15 protein-coding genes are annotated in these 18,205 nt (G+C 72.3%); 7 read left to right on the forward strand and 8 right to left on the reverse strand.

Going from position 1 to position 18,205, the window contains the following annotated elements; all coding sequences use genetic code 11:
• Position 1: 1 nt before the first annotated feature.
• Positions 2-628, forward strand: a complete 627-nt coding sequence (locus AS97_RS04175) for an RES family NAD+ phosphorylase (RefSeq protein ID WP_059142673.1) — start codon at positions 2-4, stop codon at positions 626-628.
• A 52-nt stretch (positions 629-680) separates the two neighbouring features.
• Here AS97_RS04175 and AS97_RS04180 read toward each other — a convergent pair whose 3' ends face one another.
• The 4 genes from AS97_RS04180 to AS97_RS04195 form a co-directional block, all read right to left on the reverse strand.
• Entirely contained in the window at positions 681-1,067 is a 387-nt protein-coding gene (locus AS97_RS04180; RefSeq protein ID WP_059142580.1) for an FHA domain-containing protein, read from the reverse strand.
• Between the two features lie 194 nt (positions 1,068-1,261).
• Positions 1,262-3,331 (reverse strand): AAA family ATPase, encoded by a 2,070-nt coding sequence (locus AS97_RS04185; protein WP_125755940.1) that lies wholly within the window; start codon positions 3,329-3,331, stop codon positions 1,262-1,264.
• Positions 3,328-4,983, reverse strand: coding sequence for a hypothetical protein (locus tag AS97_RS04190; RefSeq protein ID WP_210564357.1), 1,656 nt, complete (start codon positions 4,981-4,983; stop codon positions 3,328-3,330). The genes AS97_RS04185 and AS97_RS04190 overlap by 4 nt, the downstream gene beginning before the upstream one ends.
• A complete protein-coding gene (locus AS97_RS04195; RefSeq protein WP_210564358.1) occupies positions 4,980-7,634 on the reverse strand; it encodes a protein kinase in 2,655 nt (884 codons plus the stop codon). The genes AS97_RS04190 and AS97_RS04195 overlap by 4 nt, the downstream gene beginning before the upstream one ends.
• 214 nt (positions 7,635-7,848) lie before the next feature.
• On the opposite strand from AS97_RS04195, the gene AS97_RS04200 reads away from it, so the two are divergent.
• Positions 7,849-9,015 (forward strand): Appr-1-p processing protein, encoded by a 1,167-nt coding sequence (locus AS97_RS04200; protein WP_247204225.1) that lies wholly within the window; start codon positions 7,849-7,851, stop codon positions 9,013-9,015.
• A gap of 151 nt (positions 9,016-9,166) precedes the next feature.
• Here AS97_RS04200 and AS97_RS04205 read toward each other — a convergent pair whose 3' ends face one another.
• Positions 9,167-9,874 carry a 4Fe-4S single cluster domain-containing protein gene (locus AS97_RS04205; protein ID WP_210564359.1) on the reverse strand — a complete coding sequence of 236 codons (708 nt, stop codon included), beginning with the start codon at positions 9,872-9,874 and terminating at the stop codon, positions 9,167-9,169.
• Positions 9,875-10,198: 324 nt separating this feature from the next.
• Here AS97_RS04205 and AS97_RS04210 point away from each other — a divergent pair, with 324 nt between their 5' ends.
• Genes AS97_RS04210 through AS97_RS04225 form a run of 4 tightly spaced genes read left to right on the forward strand, consistent with a single transcriptional unit; the run spans position 10,199 to position 14,624 of the window.
• Positions 10,199-10,882 carry a hypothetical protein gene (locus AS97_RS04210; protein WP_210564360.1) on the forward strand — a complete coding sequence of 228 codons (684 nt, stop codon included), beginning with the start codon at positions 10,199-10,201 and terminating at the stop codon, positions 10,880-10,882.
• Positions 10,879-11,661, forward strand: coding sequence for a hypothetical protein (locus tag AS97_RS04215; protein WP_059142574.1), 783 nt, complete (start codon positions 10,879-10,881; stop codon positions 11,659-11,661). Before AS97_RS04210 ends, AS97_RS04215 begins: the two co-directional genes overlap by 4 nt.
• Positions 11,636-13,162: a hypothetical protein gene (locus AS97_RS04220; protein ID WP_059142573.1), complete on the forward strand. Its 1,527-nt coding sequence runs from the start codon at positions 11,636-11,638 to the stop codon at positions 13,160-13,162. The genes AS97_RS04215 and AS97_RS04220 overlap by 26 nt, the downstream gene beginning before the upstream one ends.
• A gap of 4 nt (positions 13,163-13,166) precedes the next feature.
• On the forward strand, positions 13,167-14,624 hold the full coding sequence (locus AS97_RS04225) for a hypothetical protein (RefSeq protein WP_210564361.1): 1,458 nt from the start codon (positions 13,167-13,169) through the stop codon (positions 14,622-14,624).
• A gap of 83 nt (positions 14,625-14,707) precedes the next feature.
• Here the strand turns inward: AS97_RS04225 and AS97_RS04230 are convergent, their stop codons facing one another.
• On the reverse strand, positions 14,708-15,532 hold the full coding sequence (locus AS97_RS04230) for a MerR family transcriptional regulator (protein ID WP_059142571.1): 825 nt from the start codon (positions 15,530-15,532) through the stop codon (positions 14,708-14,710).
• Positions 15,533-15,643: 111 nt separating this feature from the next.
• Here AS97_RS04230 and AS97_RS04235 point away from each other — a divergent pair, with 111 nt between their 5' ends.
• Positions 15,644-16,693, forward strand: a complete 1,050-nt coding sequence (locus tag AS97_RS04235) for a 3-dehydroquinate synthase family protein (RefSeq protein ID WP_059142570.1) — start codon at positions 15,644-15,646, stop codon at positions 16,691-16,693.
• A 39-nt stretch (positions 16,694-16,732) separates the two neighbouring features.
• On the opposite strand, the gene AS97_RS04240 is transcribed toward AS97_RS04235, so the two are convergent.
• Both AS97_RS04240 and AS97_RS04245 read right to left on the reverse strand, forming a co-directional pair.
• Positions 16,733-17,647, reverse strand: a complete 915-nt coding sequence (locus tag AS97_RS04240) for an ROK family protein (protein WP_210567132.1) — start codon at positions 17,645-17,647, stop codon at positions 16,733-16,735.
• Positions 17,648-17,717: 70 nt separating this feature from the next.
• Entirely contained in the window at positions 17,718-18,152 is a 435-nt protein-coding gene (locus AS97_RS04245) for a type II 3-dehydroquinate dehydratase (RefSeq protein WP_043236498.1), read from the reverse strand.
• Positions 18,153-18,205: the final 53 nt, after the last annotated feature.

Genomic DNA, 18,205 nt, shown 5'->3' on the forward strand with positions numbered 1-18,205 from the left:
CATGAGTCCCCATCTGTTCGTCCTGAGCGCGGGCACCGAGCTGTGGCGGTGTCATGAAACCGCCTACGCGTGTACCGAGTTCAACCCGAAGCCCGCGCACTCGTTCTTCGGTGGCAACCGGTTCGACGCCACCGCCGAGGACCGGTATCCGTATCTGTACGCGGCCGTGGAGCCGGCCACCACGCTCGCCGAAGTGATGCTGCGGGACATGGAGTTCACCGGGCCGGAGGCACGGCGTCAGGTGCCGTGGGCGCTGGCGGCCACCCGCTCGCTGTCCAAGGTGCGGGTGACCGAGGATCTGGTCCTGGTGCGGCTGATCCGGGAGGAGGACCTGGCCGCGGTGTTCCAGACCTCCTGGCTGCTGGAGACCGACGAGTACGCGCAGACCCGCGCCTGGGCGCGGGAGATCCGGCGCCAGGTGCCGGACGCCCAGGGGCTGGTGTGGCAGTCACGGCGGCACCGCCCGCACCCCGCCCTGGTGCTGTTCGGCGACCGCTGCGGGGAGGAGCCGCTGAAGGCGGTGCCCGGCCAGGCCCACAACCTGGGCACGTTCGAGGGGGCGGGCGAGGCCAACCGGCTGCTGGCGCCGCTGCGGGCGGTCGTCATTCCGCCCGGTACGCGGACATGAGCACGCGGGGCGGCCCGGGGGGTGCCGCCCCGCGACACCGCCCGGCATCGGCTCAGCCGGTGCCGGGCCCCGGTCCGTACAGCCGTACGACGAAGCTGACCCGCAGCCCGAGCCGCAGCTGGTCGCCGTCGCGGACGGGGGTGCGCACGCCGGGCGCGATCCGGGCGCGGTTGAGATACGTGCCATTGCGGGTGCCCGCCTCGGGCTCCTCGACCCAGGCGCTTCCGTCCGGGTCCACGGTGAGCGACGCATGATGCCGGGAGATTTTGTTCCAGTTGGCGAACGCGGCGGCGGTCCGCGGCGCCCAGTCGGGGTGGCGGCCGAGGTGCAGCGGAGGGCCCGGGCCGTGACGGAGCTCCAGACAGGGCTCGGTGCAGACCAGCAGCGCATGGGTGCGCGTACGGTCACAGGACGCGCAGCGGGCGTCCCGGGGGGCCACCGGCGCACGGCAGTTCCAGCAGGGCGCGGACACTTCGACACCGGCTGGGCCCGGCGCGGGCCGGGGTGCGGATTCCGCGATCGGCTCAGGCGCCGGCGCCTCGCCCGGCCTCTCCGCCGTCCCCCCTTCCTCCGGTGCCTCCAGTTCCTCGCCGTCCGGCACGAGATACCACCCAGGGGGAGTGGTCCTCTCGCTCATCGGCCACCACCAGGACCGGGCTCCGCGTCCCCCGTGTGCACCACCCGCAGGTCCAGGGTCACCGTTCCGTCCCCGGCGCGCCGCACACCGGTGACGGTGACCGCCGTGCCCGCCGGCCGTTCCTGGTCGAACAGCGCCCGTGCCAGCGGGTTGATCAGATGCGTCTCCAGCAGCATGCCGATCCCCCGGCCGCCGTTGTCGACATCCGCCGTGCAGTAGGCGGACAGCGCCTGATGCGCCTCGTCGGAGAGGCGCAGATGCACCCCCTGCTCCTCCCGCAGCACCCGTTGGATGTTGCCCACCTGCGAGTCGAAGATCTCGGCGGCCACCTTGGCGTCGATGTAGTCGAAGACCACCACATTGCCGCCGAGCCGGTTCATCAGCTCCGGGCGGCCGATCTCCTCGACGAAGTGTTCCTTCACATTGGCCAGGATGATCTCCTCCAGCTGGTGGTACGGCATCCCGGGCTCGGCCACCCGCCCCTCGTGTCCGCCTCCGCCCTCGCCGGTCCGTTTCCTGACCCCGAGGTTGGAGGTGAAGATCAGCACGCATTCGCTGAAGTACGTGGTGACGCCCTGCCCATCGGTGAGCCGGCCGTCCTCGAGCACCTGGAGGAACTTGTCGAGCACACCCTTGTCGGCCTTGTCGATCTCGTCGAACAGCACCACCCGGAAGGGGTCGTTGCGCACCGCCGTGGTCAGCTCGCCGCCCGCCTCGTAGCCCACATATCCCGGTGGTGCGCCGAGCAGCCGGTCCACCGAATGCGGTGCGGAGAACTCACTCATATCGAAGCGCAGACAGGCGTCCTCGGTGCCGAACAGCAGCTTGGCCACCGACTTGGCCAGCTCGGTCTTGCCGGTGCCGGTCGGCCCGGCGAAGAACAGCACACCGCGCGGCCGGCTGCCGGGGTGGGACGCCTGGGCACCGGACAGACTGAGCGCGGCGCGCTTGAGGATGTCGAGGGTCTTGCCGACCGCCTTCTCCTGGCCCTTCACCCGCGCCCGCAGGTCGGCCTCGCCCTTCTTGATCTGCTTGCGGATGTAGTCCGCCTGCCACGGATTGTCCTTGACGCCGAGCTGGTAGACGCGGACCGCGTCCCGCATCTCGGCGAACGACAGCCCACGGTCGAGCGCCATACGGGCGCTCTCCCGCATCGCGCGCAGGGTCAGCCCGGCGGTGGCCCGCGCGAAGGTGTCGATGTCGTGCTCGTTCAGCGGCCGTCGCTTGTCGAGCCGGACCGGTCCCTCGTCGTCTTCGCCCGCGGACGCGGACGCGGCGGTGTGCTCCTCGGCCAGCAGCTCGGCCATGCGCCGCCTGCTGCCCAGGTCGGGCAGCGGGATGCCGATGGTACGGACCCGTTCGCTGCCCGCGACCAGCCAGGTGGGCAGATCGCGCTCCCCGTCGGCGAGCCAGATCACGGGGTTGAACAGCCGCCGTCCGCTTCCCGGGGAGGTGATCGGCCGCGCGTCCTCGGCCAGCTTCAGGCAGTTGAGGAAGAAGTCCCGCTCCGGATCGCTGAGCCGGGTGACATCGGTGGGAATCCGGGCGGCGTAGTCGATCAACAACACCACCCGGTAGGGCTGTTGGCGCGGTGCCGGGTCCGGGCGGGGCCGGCCGTCCGGTGTCTTCGGCTGCCGCCCCTGCTGCTTCCAGCCGGTGACGATGTCGCGCAGCGTCCGCTCCGCGTCTGCCAGGTGGACGGGGGTGTCGGCGCGCCGGGCGCGTCCGGGCCTGGCGGCGTCCCGCCCGTGCAGCAGCTCGCGGATCTCCTGGGCCGCCGGGCCCACGACGACGGTGAAGCCGTCCGCGATGTCGAAGCGGATCAGCGCCTCGTACCCCTCCTGCCACAGGGCGTTCCACAGGACCTCGGTGAGGGTGTGGTGGGCGTCGTACGTGGCCTCGGGACCGCCCTCGTCAGGGTCCTTGTCGTGCCGGACGAGGTGGATGTCCCGGATGCTGCCGTGCAGTACGTACTGGGACTGGACGCTGAGCGTGCCGACCAGCTCCTCGGCGAAGGCCGGGAGCCTGCGGTCGTCGCGGCCCGGGGACGTCACCGGCTCGGTCATGACTGCCTCTCCTGGTCACGGTGGCGGGCCTTGGGTCCGGTGTGGTCCCGAGCGGGCCGGCCCCCCATGTGCCGGACCGGTCGCGCGGGCAGCTCGCCGAAGTCGAACGGGACACTGAGCCCGGCCCGTTCGGCCAGCTCGCACAGCTTCTCCAGATGCTCGGGGGCCTCGTGGCACCGCTGCCAGTCGAGGTCCAGATCGTCGTCGGTCTCCTCGGCGGGGTCGCGCTCGCGGTGCATGGTGGCGACCCGGGCGGTGCCCCCGGCCTCCACGCTGACGCGGAGCCAGTGCTCCTCCCCCCAGCCCGGCGGGGTCCAGTCGATGATCTGCACCGCCCCGGACGTGGTGCATCCGGCCGTCTCGGGCTGCGACCGCCGGACCGCCGCGCGGATCACCTCCGTGGCGTACATCCGCTGATACGCGTCGACCCGCTCGCCGACGCGGGCCGCCACGCGCACGCGCTCGGCCTCCGCCAGTGTCCCGCCCTGGTACAGAAAGCGCTCCAGGACCGCGATCTCCGCCCTGGCATCGGGCAGCGGAACGGGGGTGCCGGAGTGGCCGTCACCGGGTGTGCCGGGGTGGCCGTCGCGGAGGAAGGCGAGCTGCTGGGCGGCCCACTCCTCGGTCTCCTGCCGCCGCTCGGCGTCGCGCGTCATCCGCTCGGCGAACCCGGCGGCCTCCCGCAGATGGCGCTTGGCCGCGGCGGGCCGCCGGGCGGCGACCTCCGCGGCGACGGTGACCCTCTCCTCCACCAGCCGGTAGTCGGCCGCCGGCACATTCCGCGGAAGCATGGCCAGCAGGTCCGCGCCCAGCCGCAGCACTTCCTCCTCGGTGGGGGCCGCGGTGGCGGCGGGCGGCGGCTGCGGCAGCGAAGCGCGCGCCTCGGCTTCGGTGGCGGCCTGCTGGTACGCCTCCAGCGCCTGGCGGCGGCGGGCGCGCAGGGTGGCGTGCCAGCCGGTGTCCTCGGGATGCGCTCCGGCCACCGGGCGGGCGGCTGCCTCCATCGTGGCCCGTGCGTAGGCGGCCTCCGCGTGGCGCAACCGGCGTTCGGTGTCGGCCAGTTGCCGTAATGCCTCGTCCAGATTCCTGCCTGTCAGGGCCAGCGGCGGTGGCAGGTCGGGCGGTTCCGGGGGCCCGTCGGGGCCGGCCCGCCGTATCCGCGCGCGCAGGGTGTCGATACGGGCGTTGGCCCGGACGGCGGCGAAGGCGGCGTCCCGCCAGCACGCGGCGGCCTGCTGGGCGTCCAACTGTCGCTGACGCAGCTCGGCCTGGTCCTCGGCGGCGCGGATGGCCGCGGCCGCGAGCACCTGCGCCCCGGCCATGGTGGCGCGGCCGACGAGCAGCGCCCCGCTGAGCGAGCCGAGGCCGATCAGGGCGGGCACCATCAGGTCCTGCAGCTGGTCCAGGGCGGCGTTCAGCGCATGGCCGGTGGTGTGCTGTACGGCGTCGGCGAGGTGCTGCCCGGCCTGGGTGCCGATGTGGTCCGACAGCCCGGTGCCATGGATCGCGTTGTGCGGCACTCCGGTGTTCGGGATGGTGTTGGTGACGGTGTCGGGGACGGTGTGCTGGATGGTCGCGGCGACCGGCGGCGGGGGGAAGTACACATCCGGCATCACATCGCCGATGCTGGCAATCGCCTGTCCCGAACTCATGTGAGCCTCCCTGGAGTCGGCGGGGCGGCCGCCCTCGGGCGGCCGGGTCGGTGCCGTTCGTCCCGGCCGCGCAGCTCCGCCATATAGCGGCGCCAGCACCGCAGCCGGTGCCAGGTCCACCAGACGAGGACGGCCACCGTGGCCAGTGGCCACACCCAGGGGGCATAGGCCACGGTGGCCCACAACAGGGCGATGACCGGGAGGATCAGCAGGCCCTGGACCGGGAAGCGGGAGCCGGGGCGGCGGATGAACCGGGCCACGGGCAGCGCACGGTCGATCAGCAGCCCGGCCAGGGACCGGTCCGGGTGGTAGCCGGGGCTGCCGATGCGGTACGCCGTCCACAGCTCCAGGGCCAGAACGGCGGCGGCCGCCGGGACGGCCAGCATCCACGCCGTCACCACCGCGCGCTGGGCGGGCCATCCCACCAGATCGCCCAGGCCGATCACGAAGATCCACGGGAAGACGAAGGCGACGGCTCCGCCGAGGGCCCAGCCGAGGGTGGGCAGCATGTCCTGTCTGCGCACCCACAGCGTGGCCACGTCCAGGTCGCGCTCGTGCCGGAGCAGGGCGCGCTCGCCGTCGAGCCGCCCTTGCGCCTCCGAGGACTCCTGCTCGGCGAAGCCGGCCAGCCACTCGGCCAGTTGCAGCCGCACCAGATCCTCGGGGTCGCGCACCAGCCGGCCGTACCAGGCCACCGGTTGTGGCAGCGCGCCCTGGATGCGGGCGGTTCGCTCCTGGAGCCTGCGCCGGTGCGCGGTGGGGGCGGCGGCGAGCGACAGGAGGGCGGCGAGCCGGGAGCGGTCGAGCCGGGTGGCGGCGCGCACCTCGGCACGGCGGTCGCGCAGCCACGCCGACTCGTGGAGCACCTCGTCGACGGTGTGCTGCCAGCGGGAGCGGGCCGTCAGCCAGCGCTGCTGCACCTCGGCGAGCCCTTCGCCGCCGGGCCGTGAGTCCAGCAGCGGCAGGATGGTGTGGTCCCGCAGGTCCGCCACGACGGAGAGGGCGAACTCATCGCCGCGCCCGGCCTCCCGCAGCAACTCCCCCAGCCCCGCGTGGTCCAGCGGCACCCCGCGGTAGGACGCGTCGAGGGTGGGGCCGAGCCAGGAGATCAGCCGCACCATCGTGACCGGCTTCGGCTCACGCGGCGCGGCCGCGGGGTGGTGCGGCTCCAGGAGGCCGAGCAACGCCGCCAGTTCATCGGCGTCGCGGTCCGGCGCGCCCTCGAACTGCCGTAGCCAGCGGATGAGTTCGCCGCGGCCGCGCCGCCGGGAGATGAGCTGCCGGGCGGGCCGCCAGTTCTCGCTGAACGCCCTGGCCAGCTGCTTCGGCCTGGTGTAGTGCTCATCGAGGAAGGCGAACGGCTCGATGTCCGGGGCGTCTTCCGGGTCCGAGGCGCCGGGTGCCGTGCCCGCCTCCCAGGGGGCGATCGGCGGCGAGCCGCCCACCAGCCACTGCGCCACCTCGTCGGTTCCCCAGCGGTGGTCGGGGTCGCGGGTGAGCAGCCCCATGCACAGCAGCCGCAGCCGGTGGTCGGTGACCAGGGACAGATCCGGGGCGCGGGAGCTGATCTCCTCCCGGACGAAGTCGTTGTCGGTGAACCGGACGGGGTGGCGTCCACCGGCCATCTCGGCGACGATCATGCCGAGCGACCACCAGTCGGCGGGCGGGTGGATCAGCTGGTGGCGCAGCGACGCCTGCGGGGACATGTAGAGGGCGGTGCCGACCCAGCGCTCGTCGCGGGTGTAGCGCTCGTTGGGTTCGTGGGCGGAGACGGCGAAGTCCACGAGCACCAGGTCCGGCGCGGCCGGGTCGAGGCTGCCGAGCACGATATTGGCCGGACTGATGTCCCGGTGGACGATGTTCAGTTCGTGCAGGGTGGTGAGGGCCTCGTGCAGCTGCCGTACGACGCTGTGGATGAGCACGGGGTCGGCCGGACCGGGGTTGTCCCTCAGATATCCGGCCAGGTCGGTCTCGCCGTAGGAGGGCGCCAGGTCGTACGGATGGCCGTCGGCCCCGGTGTCGCCGTTCTCGGTGTCGCCGGTCTCGGTGAAGTGGGTGAGGTGCCGGCGCGGTCGGTCCCGCAGCGCTTCCCACACCCGGCGGTCCGGGGCGTGGCCGCGGTGGTACCACTTGAGGATATGGCTGCCGCGCTCGTCCTCGACGCGGTAGACGGCCGCCTGGTGCGGATGGTCGGGGCGGCGCAGCACGGCCCTCAGTCGGAACCGGTCGCGCAGCGAGACCGGTAGCGCCCCGGTGTCCCCGCGCAGGTCGCGACCCCCGTGCGCGACCTGCGCGGGCGCCGCCGAGGGGATCTCGTCCTCGGTGGGCCCGGCCATCGTGGCGGCCGCCGGCGGGAGCGGCTCCTCGTGTTCGGTGAGCCCGACCGCCGAGGCGCCGACCGATGGGGGCGGCTCCTCGTGCTCAGTGAGCCCGACCGCCGTGGTCGCCGCCGACGGAGGCGGCTCCTCGTATTCCGTGGCCGGCGGCCCGGTGTCGTGCGCGCGCTGCTCTTCGGGCTCCCCTTGGTCCCGGTGGTATCCGTGGTCCCCGTGGGCTGCGTATCGCTCGTCGTCCCCGTCAGCCCCGTAGTCCTCGTAGTCCTCGTAGTCCTCGGATTCCGTGGGGGGCGGCTGCTCGTGCGGATGGGTCACAAAGGTCACCTCGTGAACGGGTGGGCGGTGTCGGATTCAATGACGGCGAGAGCGGCGGCCGGGGGCCGCCGGACCGTGGATCAAGAAAGCGGAACCTTGGAAATCGGAAATCTGTTCCAGCGCGGGGTGAATTACCGGCGGTACAAAGCCCGGCACGGCGAGGCCACCGAGAGAACGATTTCCTCTTTCCCGGCCGGTCGCTAGCCTGGTGACCATGAGTCAGGAGTCATTTGCGTCGAATTCGCCCACATACGATCAACTCCTGGAAGAACTGAAAGGCATACGCAGGCCCGGACTGCCGGATCTGCGCAGGACCGATCGGCCGGCGCTGCGTGCCGCGGCCGTGGCGGGCGGCTTCTGCGATGGCTCCGACGACGCCCCGGCCGGTATCGAGGCGTTGCTCAGGGAGGCGGTGCGGCGCCTCGGCGAGCGGGATCTGCTCGGCCAGGCGGCGGCCCACACCTTCGGACTGCTCCCCGACCGTCGGGGCGCACCCGCCCATGACCGCCGTAAGATGGCCGCCGCCGTATACGGAGTCACCCCCGAGCGGTTCCGCAAGCAGCAGGAACCGCAGGTCATCCAGCAACTCGCCGAGGCCGTGCTGACCATCCTGCGGGAGCCGCCTCCCCTCGCCGGGAGACCGGGCTCGGCGGGACAGAGCCCCGGACCGGGCGCCGGGCCACAGCCCTCCGGCGGACCGAGCGCGACCGGGCAGAGCACCATCGCCCGGAGCGGCCGGGTCGGCCAGGAGCCTCCGCTGCGGGTCGACAGCGTGCCGGTGGACGCGCGGAGCACATTCACCCTGCATGTCTCGCCCATCGAACTGCTGCGGGACATCGAGGTGCTGGTCTCCTCGGAGAACGTCTACCTGGAGATGTCCAAGACCTTCCGCCCCACCGTGTCCGGCGCGCTGCGCCTGGCCGCCGCCGTACGCGACCCGGCCGGGGAGATCGTCGACGATGTGCTGGCCCGTGAACTGGCCGGGTGGCTGCGCGCCCACGGCCGCCCGGGGCTGCCGGTCCGACCGGGCACGGTGGTGCCCACCGCGCCGGGAGCGCTCACCGCGCGCGGCGTCCGGCGGATCTACCACGCCGCGGTCGCCACCCCGCGGGACGATACGTACGAGGTCCGCCCGGAGAGCATCGCCCGCGCGGTCAGCGCGTGCTTCGCGCTCGCCCGGGCGGAGCGCGACCGGTACGAGCCCGCCCTGTCCTCCATCTGCTTTCCGCTGCTCGGCGCAGGCCGGGGCGGTCTGGCACCGGCGGTCAGCGCGACCTGGCTGCGCTGGGCGATCCGGGACGAACTCGCCCGGGACTCCCGCTGGCGGGTACACCTGGTGGTCCGCAGCCGGGAGATAGCCGAGGCCGTCGGCGCGCTGTGACCACCACCGACCGAGACCTTCGGGGCTGCGCGACCACCACCGACCGAAACCGTCGGCCCTCGGCGACCACAGCCGGCCGAGGCCGCGGGCCCATCGCGAGCACGCCCGCCGGGGCCGCCGCGCGCCGTGCCGTCCGGGCGGGCGCTCCCGCTCAGGGGCGCCAGCTCGCACCGGTGAGGGTGATCCCCGCCCGCCGCAACCGACGCTCCAGCGCCGCCAGTTCGCCCCGCCTCGGCACTCCGTAGAGCCGCACATCGCCCTCCCCCTCGACCATCTGCAGACGCGGCCCGCTCTCCGTCCGGGCCAGATGCTCCTGGTAGCGCGCCCACCCCCGCGCCGTACGCGGCCGCAGGCGCTGGTTCGCCGAGCCGCGCCACACCAGGGCGGTGGGCTCGCCCGCCCGGAAGCGCCCGGTCACCAGCACATCGGCGTGGCGGATGGCGGCGGAGTGCGCCGCGTCGCGCTCCACTTCCTCCTGCTCGTATCCCGTGTAGAGGAGGATGTCGATCTCGCGGCCCGCCGCCGGGCCGCCCGGTGCCGTCGCCTCCGCACGGGCCCGCACCGCCCCGGCCAGCAGGGCCTCCAGAGCGGCGGGCTGGTCGAGCGGCTCGCCGCCGCTGACCGTCAGCCCGTCGGCCCCCCGCGCCAGCGCCTCGTGCCAACGCCCGAGCAGGGACGACACCGTATGGGAGGCGCCGCCGAGCGGATCCCAGGTGTGCCGTGACATACAGCCGGCGCAGGCCAGGCCGCAGCCCTGGGCCCAGATGCCCAGGCGCCGCCCCGGGCCCAGGGTCTCCACCGGGAAGTGGGTCTGACTGATCCGGAGCGTGGGCTCCGCGCACTCTGGGACGTTCTCCACCGACCCGTCTCCTATTCCCCCGAGGTCGTGTTTCCGAGATCCATGATCAAAAAGGCGTGGCCCCGGAACCGTTCCAGTATGACCCGGCGTCAGGCATCGACGAGGGCGTTCTCCGGTCGACTTCCGGGCGTTTTCGGGAGCGGGCCCTATGGGGAGCATTCCCGGGTACGACCTCACCGATACGGTATGACAAGGAATCGAATCGACAGCGTCATCGGCATCGACTGCGAGCCGTTTGCGGGAGAAAGCGGAATTCCACTGTCCGCAAATGCGGCCGTCCGGTGCGGGAATTGCGCACCGGGGGAAATCGGGGGATCCATTTCCATGATCACATCTGACAGTGTCAACGGGGTGGTGCGCCGGGGAAGGCTCGGCCGTACCGCCCGCTTCGCGGCCCGCAGGCGGGGCAAGCGCGACGGCGCGCGCGGCGTCCCGCGCATCCCGCTCCCGGAGCCGCCCGAGGAGCAGAAAGGCGAGATACCGCCGCCCATCGAGCCACCGGCGCCCGAGCTGCTCATCACCCCGTATGTGATGGAGGTGCGGACCGGCGTCCGCCGGGCCACCGAGCAGATGCGCTCCGCCCTCATCGGACGGGAGCACGCTCTGCTCAGCCGGGTGCGCGCCGAGTCGGTGCGCGTCGTCACCCAGTACGACGTCCGCGAGGACCCCCGGCCCGCCGCGCTCGCGCGGTACGGCCACTGGGTGGGCCAGTGGCGCACCAGCGTGGACCGCTGCCGGTCGCATGCCCAGGCCGTCGCCGACCAGGCCAATCAGCGACTCGCCTGCTACTGGGACGCGGTGCGCGAGACCCACCCCCAGCTCTCCCGCCTCCCCCGGCGCCCGCCCGGGGACTGGCTGCCGGGCCGGGTGGAGCTGGACCGCTCCTGGCAGCAGCCCGACGTCTGGCTGCTGGCCGACGACGACAGCGCCCGGACGGCCACTTCTCGGGCGCTGCAGATACTCGAACGGCAGAACACCGACCGCGTCGACGGGAGGACCGAGCGATGACCGTCCACAGTCCCGCTCCGGAGCACTCGGGCGCCCCGCGGCGCCGGAATCGGCGGCGTGCGCTGTCCGCCGCGCTGGTGCTCGCCCTGGCGTCCGCCGTCACGGCCTGTGGCTCCGACGAACCGTCACGCTACTCCCGGACGTGTGGCGTCGTGGTCGACGGCTCCGGCTCGGCCGCCGCCTCCCGGACCGGCTTCGACGCGGAGGCCAAGCTCAAGGCGACCCTGCAGAAGTTCTTGTCGGACAACAAGTGCCGCAAGACGTCCTTCGCCCCCATCACCAAGGTTTCCGAGGCGTCCAAGTGCCAGGTCAGTCCGCTCGACCTGGACCCGGACACCTCGAAGACCGCCGACCGCGAGCGGGCCCGCACCACCATGCGCGCGGTCGCCCTCTCCAACGCCCTGAAGCTGCTGCGCTGCGCGCAGAAGGAGGAGCCCGGCTCCGATGTGCTCGGGGGGCTGTCGCGCATCGCGCTGTCCAAGCCGTCCGGCGACGACGTCTCGTTCGACGTCCTCGTGGTGAGCGACTTCGACCAGGGCGACACCGACTTCCGGCTGGGGCGGCAGGATCTGTCCACCGCCGCGAGCCGCCGGACCGTCATCGACGGCTTCCTCACGTCGCACGGCACGCCGAAGCTGTCCGGCGCCGACATCTACCCGGTGGGCTACGGCATGAAGTACCACACCGACACCTCCCACTACGAGCGGTTCAACGCCTTCTGGACGGAGCTGCTGGAAGGGAGGGTGAAGGCACATGTCGACACCACCTATCGCCGGTGACGACCAGGCGCCGCGTCGGCTGAGGCTGCGCCGCCGCAGGGCCGACGCCGACCGCGGGCGCCGGGGAGGACGGGCGGCCGCACGGCGGTTCCCCGACGGCGCGCTGCCCCAGCCCGACCCCGTCGCATCGGATCTCATCCGGGCCGGGGACAGCGCCTGGCTCCTGGACCGGGCACGCAAGCACGGCGCGTCGGCGGCCACCGGGAAGGTCTTCGACCCCTGGGTCCTGGCCACCCCTGACCGGGTGCCCTACTTCGCCGAGCTGGCCAGCCTGCGCGACCGGGTCAGGCACCGGCTGGCCGAGGAGCAGGCACGGGCCGAGGAGGACGGCGCGCTGGACGCGAGCCGGGTCAGGGCGGCCGCCACCGCCGCCGGTGAGCGGCTGGAGCGGGCAGGCCGCCGGCGGGCCGTCCTGGAGCAGCAGCAGATGGTCACCACCGCCCAGTTGGACCGGCTGGCGCGGCGGGCCGACCGGTGGCAGACCTTCCGCGACACGGTACGGGGCGGTTTCGAGCGCCGATGGCTGCGCGCCCGTATGCCCGCCGGCTGGAACGACGGCGCCGGCCCGGGACGGCCGGGCGCCACGCGGCGCGAGGACGAGGCGCAGACCGCGGGCGGCCACACCGGCTGGCAGGCGGTGTCCGATCACGATCCGGTGGCGGAGGCGGACGCCGCCGACCGGGCGCTGTCCACCAGAGCGGCCTGGGAGGGCGCGGCGGCCCGCCCCGGTATGCCGCGCTGGATGAAGCTCGGGGTGCTGGCCGCACTGATCGTGGTGGAACTGCCGGTCTACTACTCGGTGTTCGAGAATCTGCACGGGGTCGGGCGCTTCGCCGATCTGCTCTCCTACAGCCTCATGGTGGCCGTGGCGGTGGCGATGATCCTCGCCCCGCATATCGCGGGCTGGATACTGCGGCGGCGCTCGGCCACCGGTGCGGTCCGGCTGTCGGCCGTGCCCGCCCTCGCCCTGCTGGGCGTGTGGGCGTACGGCGCCTGGGCGTTGGGCGATCTGCGGGCCAAGGTGGCGTTCCGGGAGGAGCCTCCGCTGGAGCTGCCGCCCGATGTGGCCGCGGACGTCGGAGACAGCGTGCGCAATCCGCCGAGCCTCATCGAGTCGCTGCATCTGGACCCGCAGAGCGTGTCCTGGATGTTCGTCGCGCTGCTGCTGCTCTCCGGCGGTATCGCCTTCCTGATCGGACTGGGCGAGGAGCACCCGTATCTCGCCGCGTACCGGACCACGGCCGAGCGGCTGCGGGAGCTGGAGCAGGAGATCGAGACGGATCTGGCCGGCTCCGAGCGCGCCAAGGAGGCCGAGGCCACCCTGGGCGCCCGCGGGGGCGCCCGCCGCGCGGCCCATGAGGCGCGGCTGTACGCGGTCGACGACCTGTACGAAGCCGCGGCTCACGCCTATCTCGACGGGGTGGCCATGGAGTCCGGCGATCCCGCGGTGACCGAGGCCGCCATGCGGCTGTCCCGGCAGTGGCCGCTGCTGCCGCACTGAGCGCGTGCGGCACACCGAAGGCAGCCGGAAACTCACGGGGGTGGCGATGGATCCGACGACACCGGCGCAGTACATACTCATCACGCAGTGTCTGCAGAACGACTTCTTCCTCAACCTGGACTGCCAGTTGTCCCTGCCGGACAGCGCGGTCTCCAAGCTGCTGCTGGACAGCGAGAGCGGTTCGGCCCTCCGCACGGAGGGCCACCGCAGGGTCCTGTCCGATGCGGAGCTGCACCGTTCGCCGCTGGCCCGTTTCCTGGACGCCACCGTCGGCTCCCGGACGCGCGGCCACGGGGACGGGGTCCTGCATCTGATCAACATCCGTGACTGGCATGTCCCGGGAGAGGCGTACGACCTGGAGCGCAGGCAGTACGGGGCACATTGCGAAGCCGGCACCTGGGGAGCGGCGTACGTCGACGGGCTCACGGATCTGCTGGCCCCGGACCGGTGCGCCCCGGCGGACGGCGAGGACGGCTGGGGCGGGAGACTCCGCGTCCACCATGTGCGGTCCAACACCCTCTTCGACTTCCAGCACAGCTCCGGCGGACGGCCCGACCTCGGCGGACCGGCGCCGCTGACGACGCTGCTGGACGGTCTGCTGGGCGACGGACGGCAGGAGACGACCCATGTCGTGGTGATCGGTGTCCTCACCGACATCAAGGTCCAGTTGCTGCTGACCGGTATCCGCTCCCGCTACGACGTCCGGCAGCTCGTGGTCTCCGACGCGCTCACCGCCAGCAGAACCCTGGAGCGCCATCTGACGGCCCTGGACTTCTGCCAGCGGGTGCTGCGCACCGAGGTGATGGCCGGTCTCGCGGAGCTGGCCCGCTTCCTGGGCTCCCGGCCGGACGACGACCGGCGGCTCTCCCGCGGCGGGGACGCCGAGTTCGCGGGCTACTCCTCGTACATCCAGGACAAGCAGGGCATCCTGTCGTACGAGGACGCCAGGCTGCGGGACTACCGCATCCAGACCTCCGAACGCCTCCGGCGGGCGCAGCACACGGTCGGCTTCGCCAGCAAGTTCCTGCTGGGGCTGGGCACGTGTCTGCTGCTCACCGCGCTTGTGCTGTCGCTCGTCGGGGTCTTCCTCCCGGGCCGTATCGGGTGGCAGAGCCCCGCCGTGCTCGGCGCACTCGGTGTGGGGCAGATCGTCACGTTGTTCTTCACCCGGCCGGTCAGATCCGTGCAGGACGCCCTGGCGGAGGAGACCATCTACCGGATGATCCTGGAGAGCCGCAGTCTGAAGGTGGCGCTGGCCCGGTTCCACATCACCACGGCGACCTCACTCCGGCGGCATGACGATGTCGACGGGCAATCCGACGCACTGGCACGCCAGTTGGAGATCCTGGAGAAGATCGACACAACCGACTTCGAACGGCTCGGACAGCTGGGGGTGACCCCGCGCGCCGAACCACCCGGACCCGGCCGGTCCCGTCGAAGAAGCCGCGCACCGGCTCCCTGAGCATCTCGTACCGCCGAGGCGGCCACCTCCCGGGTGGCCGCCTGCCGCGCGAGGGGCCCCGCCGTCCCGCTACGGCCCGGCCGTCAGACCTCGACCACCGGTGTCTGGAGTTCCGTGACCCACTCCTCGCGGTTCTCCGGGCACTCCAGGTTGACCTCCCGGGGGTAGCCGGACGACCGGTACCCGTTGCCGTCGATCCAATGGGCCAGGGCCTGGGCCGTGGGCACCACGGCGTCCATCGGGCCGCGGTGGACGATGGTCGCGGCCCGGTCGACGGATGGCAGATCGAGAATCCGGAGGTCCTCACCGTTCCGGAGCGGGGCGGTGACCTGGACTCCGGCGTGGACGGTGATGGCGCCGCCACCCTCCGGGGCCTCCTCGTAGTACGCGACACCGGGGCCCGTCGGGGTGATGCCCGCCGCGTCGAGGCGCCGGAACAGCTCGTCGTAGAGGGGTGTGATGACCGGGCCGATGTCCCGGGGGTCGAAGCCGTTGGCGGTCGCGGTGAGCTCCGCCACCCGCACGGCCGGGATCTCCTTGATGACGACGTCGTTCGTGGGCATGTGTCCTTCGCTTTCGATCGACCGGAGCCTCGCCTCGACCTGCACCAGCCGTGCCGCCACGGCGGCCACGGTGGCTTCCAGCTCGGCCCGCCGCAACCGCAGCATGCCGCGCAGTTCCTCGGTGCCGACCTTCTCGTCCACGATGTCCCGCACCTGCTGGAGGGTGAAGCCGAGCTCTTTGAGCGCGATGACCCGGTTCAGGCGGCTGAGTTGGGCGGCAGAGTAGTAGCGGTAGCCGGTGGCGGGGTCGACATGGGCCGGGCGCAGCAGTCCGGTGGCGTCGTAGTGGCGCAGCATCCGGACCGATACGCGGCCGTGCCGGGCGAAGTCTCCGATGGTGAACATGATGTCTCCGAGTCCAGCGCCTCACACGGTGTGAGGGTCAACCCCCGATTCAGGCACTACATTCGACGATAGAGAATTCCCGGTCATCGCCCATGGAGGGACGGACAACGCATGACGGCTTCGGCTCATCCGCATACCCGGGTCATGGTGGAACTCGGCGACCGTTCCTATCCCGTCGACATCGGGCCAGGGGTCCGGCACGCGCTGGCCGGGGTCATCGCGGGGCTCGGTGCTCAGCGGGTGGCGATGGTCTCCGCCCGGCCGGACGGCTGGCTGCCCGACCCGGGCGTGCCCTCGGTGGTGCTGCGGGCCCGGGACGGGGAGGCCGACAAGTCGCTGGCCACGGTGGAGGAGCTGTGCCGTGAGTTCGTCCGTTTCGGGCTGACCCGGTCGGATGCGGTCGTCTCCTGTGGTGGCGGGACCACCACCGATGTCGTGGGTCTCGCGGCGGCGCTGTACCACCGGGGTGTGCCCGTGGTGCATCTGCCGACATCGCTGCTGGCGCAGGTGGACGCCAGCGTGGGCGGGAAGACGGCGGTGAACCTCCCCGAGGGGAAGAATCTGGTGGGTGCTTTCTGGCAGCCGTCCGCCGTGTTGTGCGACACCGACTATCTGGAGACGCTGCCCGCGGCGGAAATGCTCAATGGGTATGGGGAGATCGCCCGCTGCCACTTCATCGGCGCCGGTGATCTGCGCGGGCTGCCGCTGCCGGAGCAGATCGCGGCGAGCGTGGCCCTGAAGGCGTCGGTGGTCTCCGCGGATGAGCGGGATTCCGGGCTGCGTCATGTGCTCAATTACGGCCACACCTTGGGCCATGCGCTGGAAATCGTGACCGATTTCCGGCTGCGGCATGGTGAAGGGGTGGCGATCGGCACGGTTTTCGCCGGGCGTCTGGCGCTGGCCCTGGGCCGGATCGACGAGGCGCGGGCGGCCGAGCATCTGGAGGTGGTGCGGAGCTACGGGCTGCCGTTCGCACTGCCCGCCGATGCCGATCCGGGTCGTCTGATCGAGGTGATGCGGCTGGACAAGAAAGCGACGGACGGGCTCACCTTCGTCCTGGACGGTCCCGGCGGTCCCGAGCTGGTCTCCGGCCTCGCGGAGGAGACGGTCGCCGCGGCGCTGGCCGGGATGGACCGGGCCGACTCGTATCACCGCCATTGAAAACGGACTCGTACCACCGCCCGTAGCCCCCCAGGCGGATCAGTCCGGCAGCCCCCTGGCCAGCAGAACGGCGCCGTGCAGTGAGGACAGCCCGCCCAGCTTCGCGGGCCGGACCGGTGGCAGCGGATGCCCCGGGCGCCCCAGCGCGGCCGTTCGCTCGGCCACCATCGCCACGAGCTCCGGCATCCCCGCCGCGAACCCTCCGCCGATCAACACCAGCGTGGGATGGACCAGTTCGCATACGCCGGTCACCGCCGCGGCCAGGGCTCTGCCGCTCTCCCGCAGCGACGCCACGGCCCATGGCTTCCCGTCGGCCACGGCCTGGCGCAGCGCGGCGAAGGTCACCTCCTCGCCCCGCCGTCGCGTCGCCCGGCGCAGGGTCGCCGGGCCCGAGGCCGCCGCCTGGACACAGCCGCGCCGGCCGCAGTCGCACAGCGGTCCGTCGCGGTCCACGACCAGGTGGCCGACTTCGCAGGAGCCGCGGCCCACGCCGGGGACGGGTTTTCCGTTCAGCACGATGCCACCGCCGATCCCGGTGCCGACGCCGAGGTAGAGCAGATCGGGGCAGCCGGCCTCATGCGCTTCGGCGAGGGCGGCCAGATCGCCGTCGTCGGCACAGCGCACCTCGGCGTCGCCGAAGAGCGCGGACAGCGCGCCGCCCAAGTCCACTCCGGCCCAGCCGGGGCGGCCGGGCCAGGCGGCGACCGTGCCGGTGGCGTCGAGAGTGGCGGGCATCGCGACGCCGACGCCGTTGAGCCGCCCGGGGGCACCCGCGCATAACTCCGTGACGTGGTGCGCCAGCAGATCCAGGTCGCGGGCGGGGTCGCCGGACCTCATCGGGTCCGTCCCGTCCGGCTCGGCCCAGCGGAAGGAGGATTCGCCGATGCTCAGGTCGTCGTGTTCGAGGCGCAGCGCCACTTTGGTGCCGCCGACGTCGATTCCCAGATGACTGATGTCGCCTCCCGGCTCGTCGGCCTTGGCGGTGTGGGGTGGCGGCGGGGTGGAGTGACAGCGGCGTGGCCGCTCAGTCCGGCACCTTCTCGAGCAGGGCGCGTGCGGCGAGCCGGTACCCCAAGGCGCCGAGCCCGAAGATGACGCCCGCGGCCAGCGGGCCCGTCACCGACTCATGGCGGAACTGCTCACGGGCCCAGACATTCGACAGATGCACTTCTATCCAGGGCCGCGGATAGTTGGCCAGTGCGTCCCGAAGGCCCCAGCCGGCCATCATGAGCGCGGCCGGATTGATGATGGCGCCGACCGTGTCGTAGTTCCCCTGAATGGTGCGGATGATCTCCGCTTCTCCATCGAACTGGTAGGAATCCACTTTCCAGCCGCGCTCCGCGACCTCTTCTCCGACCCAGCGCTCGATGTCCTGCAGCGTATCCGTGCCGTAGATCTCGGGCTGCCGCTTCCCGAGTATGCCGAGATTCGGTCCGTTCACCAACAACAGCCTGCTCAATGCACACCTCGCCATGTGGGGTCGGCTGAATTACAGCGGCTCATCACGCAAGT

The organism is Streptomyces sp. AgN23 (assembly GCF_001598115.1).
Taxonomy (GTDB): Bacteria; Actinomycetota; Actinomycetes; order Streptomycetales; family Streptomycetaceae; genus Streptomyces; species Streptomyces antimycoticus.

What these genes read in the sequence shown, in the direction of transcription:
- AS97_RS04200 (WP_247204225.1), top strand. Translation starts at nt 7,849, where the DNA reads ATGAGTCAGGAGTCATTTGCGTCGAATTCGCCCACATACGATCAACTC.
- AS97_RS04210 (WP_210564360.1), top strand. Translation starts at nt 10,199, where the DNA reads ATGATCACATCTGACAGTGTCAACGGGGTGGTGCGCCGGGGAAGGCTC.
- AS97_RS04220 (WP_059142573.1), top strand. Translation starts at nt 11,636, where the DNA reads ATGTCGACACCACCTATCGCCGGTGACGACCAGGCGCCGCGTCGGCTG.
- AS97_RS04175 (WP_059142673.1), top strand. Translation starts at nt 2, where the DNA reads ATGAGTCCCCATCTGTTCGTCCTGAGCGCGGGCACCGAGCTGTGGCGG.
- AS97_RS04230 (WP_059142571.1), bottom strand. Translation starts at nt 15,532, where the DNA reads ATGTTCACCATCGGAGACTTCGCCCGGCACGGCCGCGTATCGGTCCGG.
- AS97_RS04185 (WP_125755940.1), bottom strand. Translation starts at nt 3,331, where the DNA reads ATGACCGAGCCGGTGACGTCCCCGGGCCGCGACGACCGCAGGCTCCCG.
- AS97_RS04235 (WP_059142570.1), top strand. Translation starts at nt 15,644, where the DNA reads ATGACGGCTTCGGCTCATCCGCATACCCGGGTCATGGTGGAACTCGGC.
- AS97_RS04215 (WP_059142574.1), top strand. Translation starts at nt 10,879, where the DNA reads ATGACCGTCCACAGTCCCGCTCCGGAGCACTCGGGCGCCCCGCGGCGC.
- AS97_RS04190 (WP_210564357.1), bottom strand. Translation starts at nt 4,983, where the DNA reads ATGAGTTCGGGACAGGCGATTGCCAGCATCGGCGATGTGATGCCGGAT.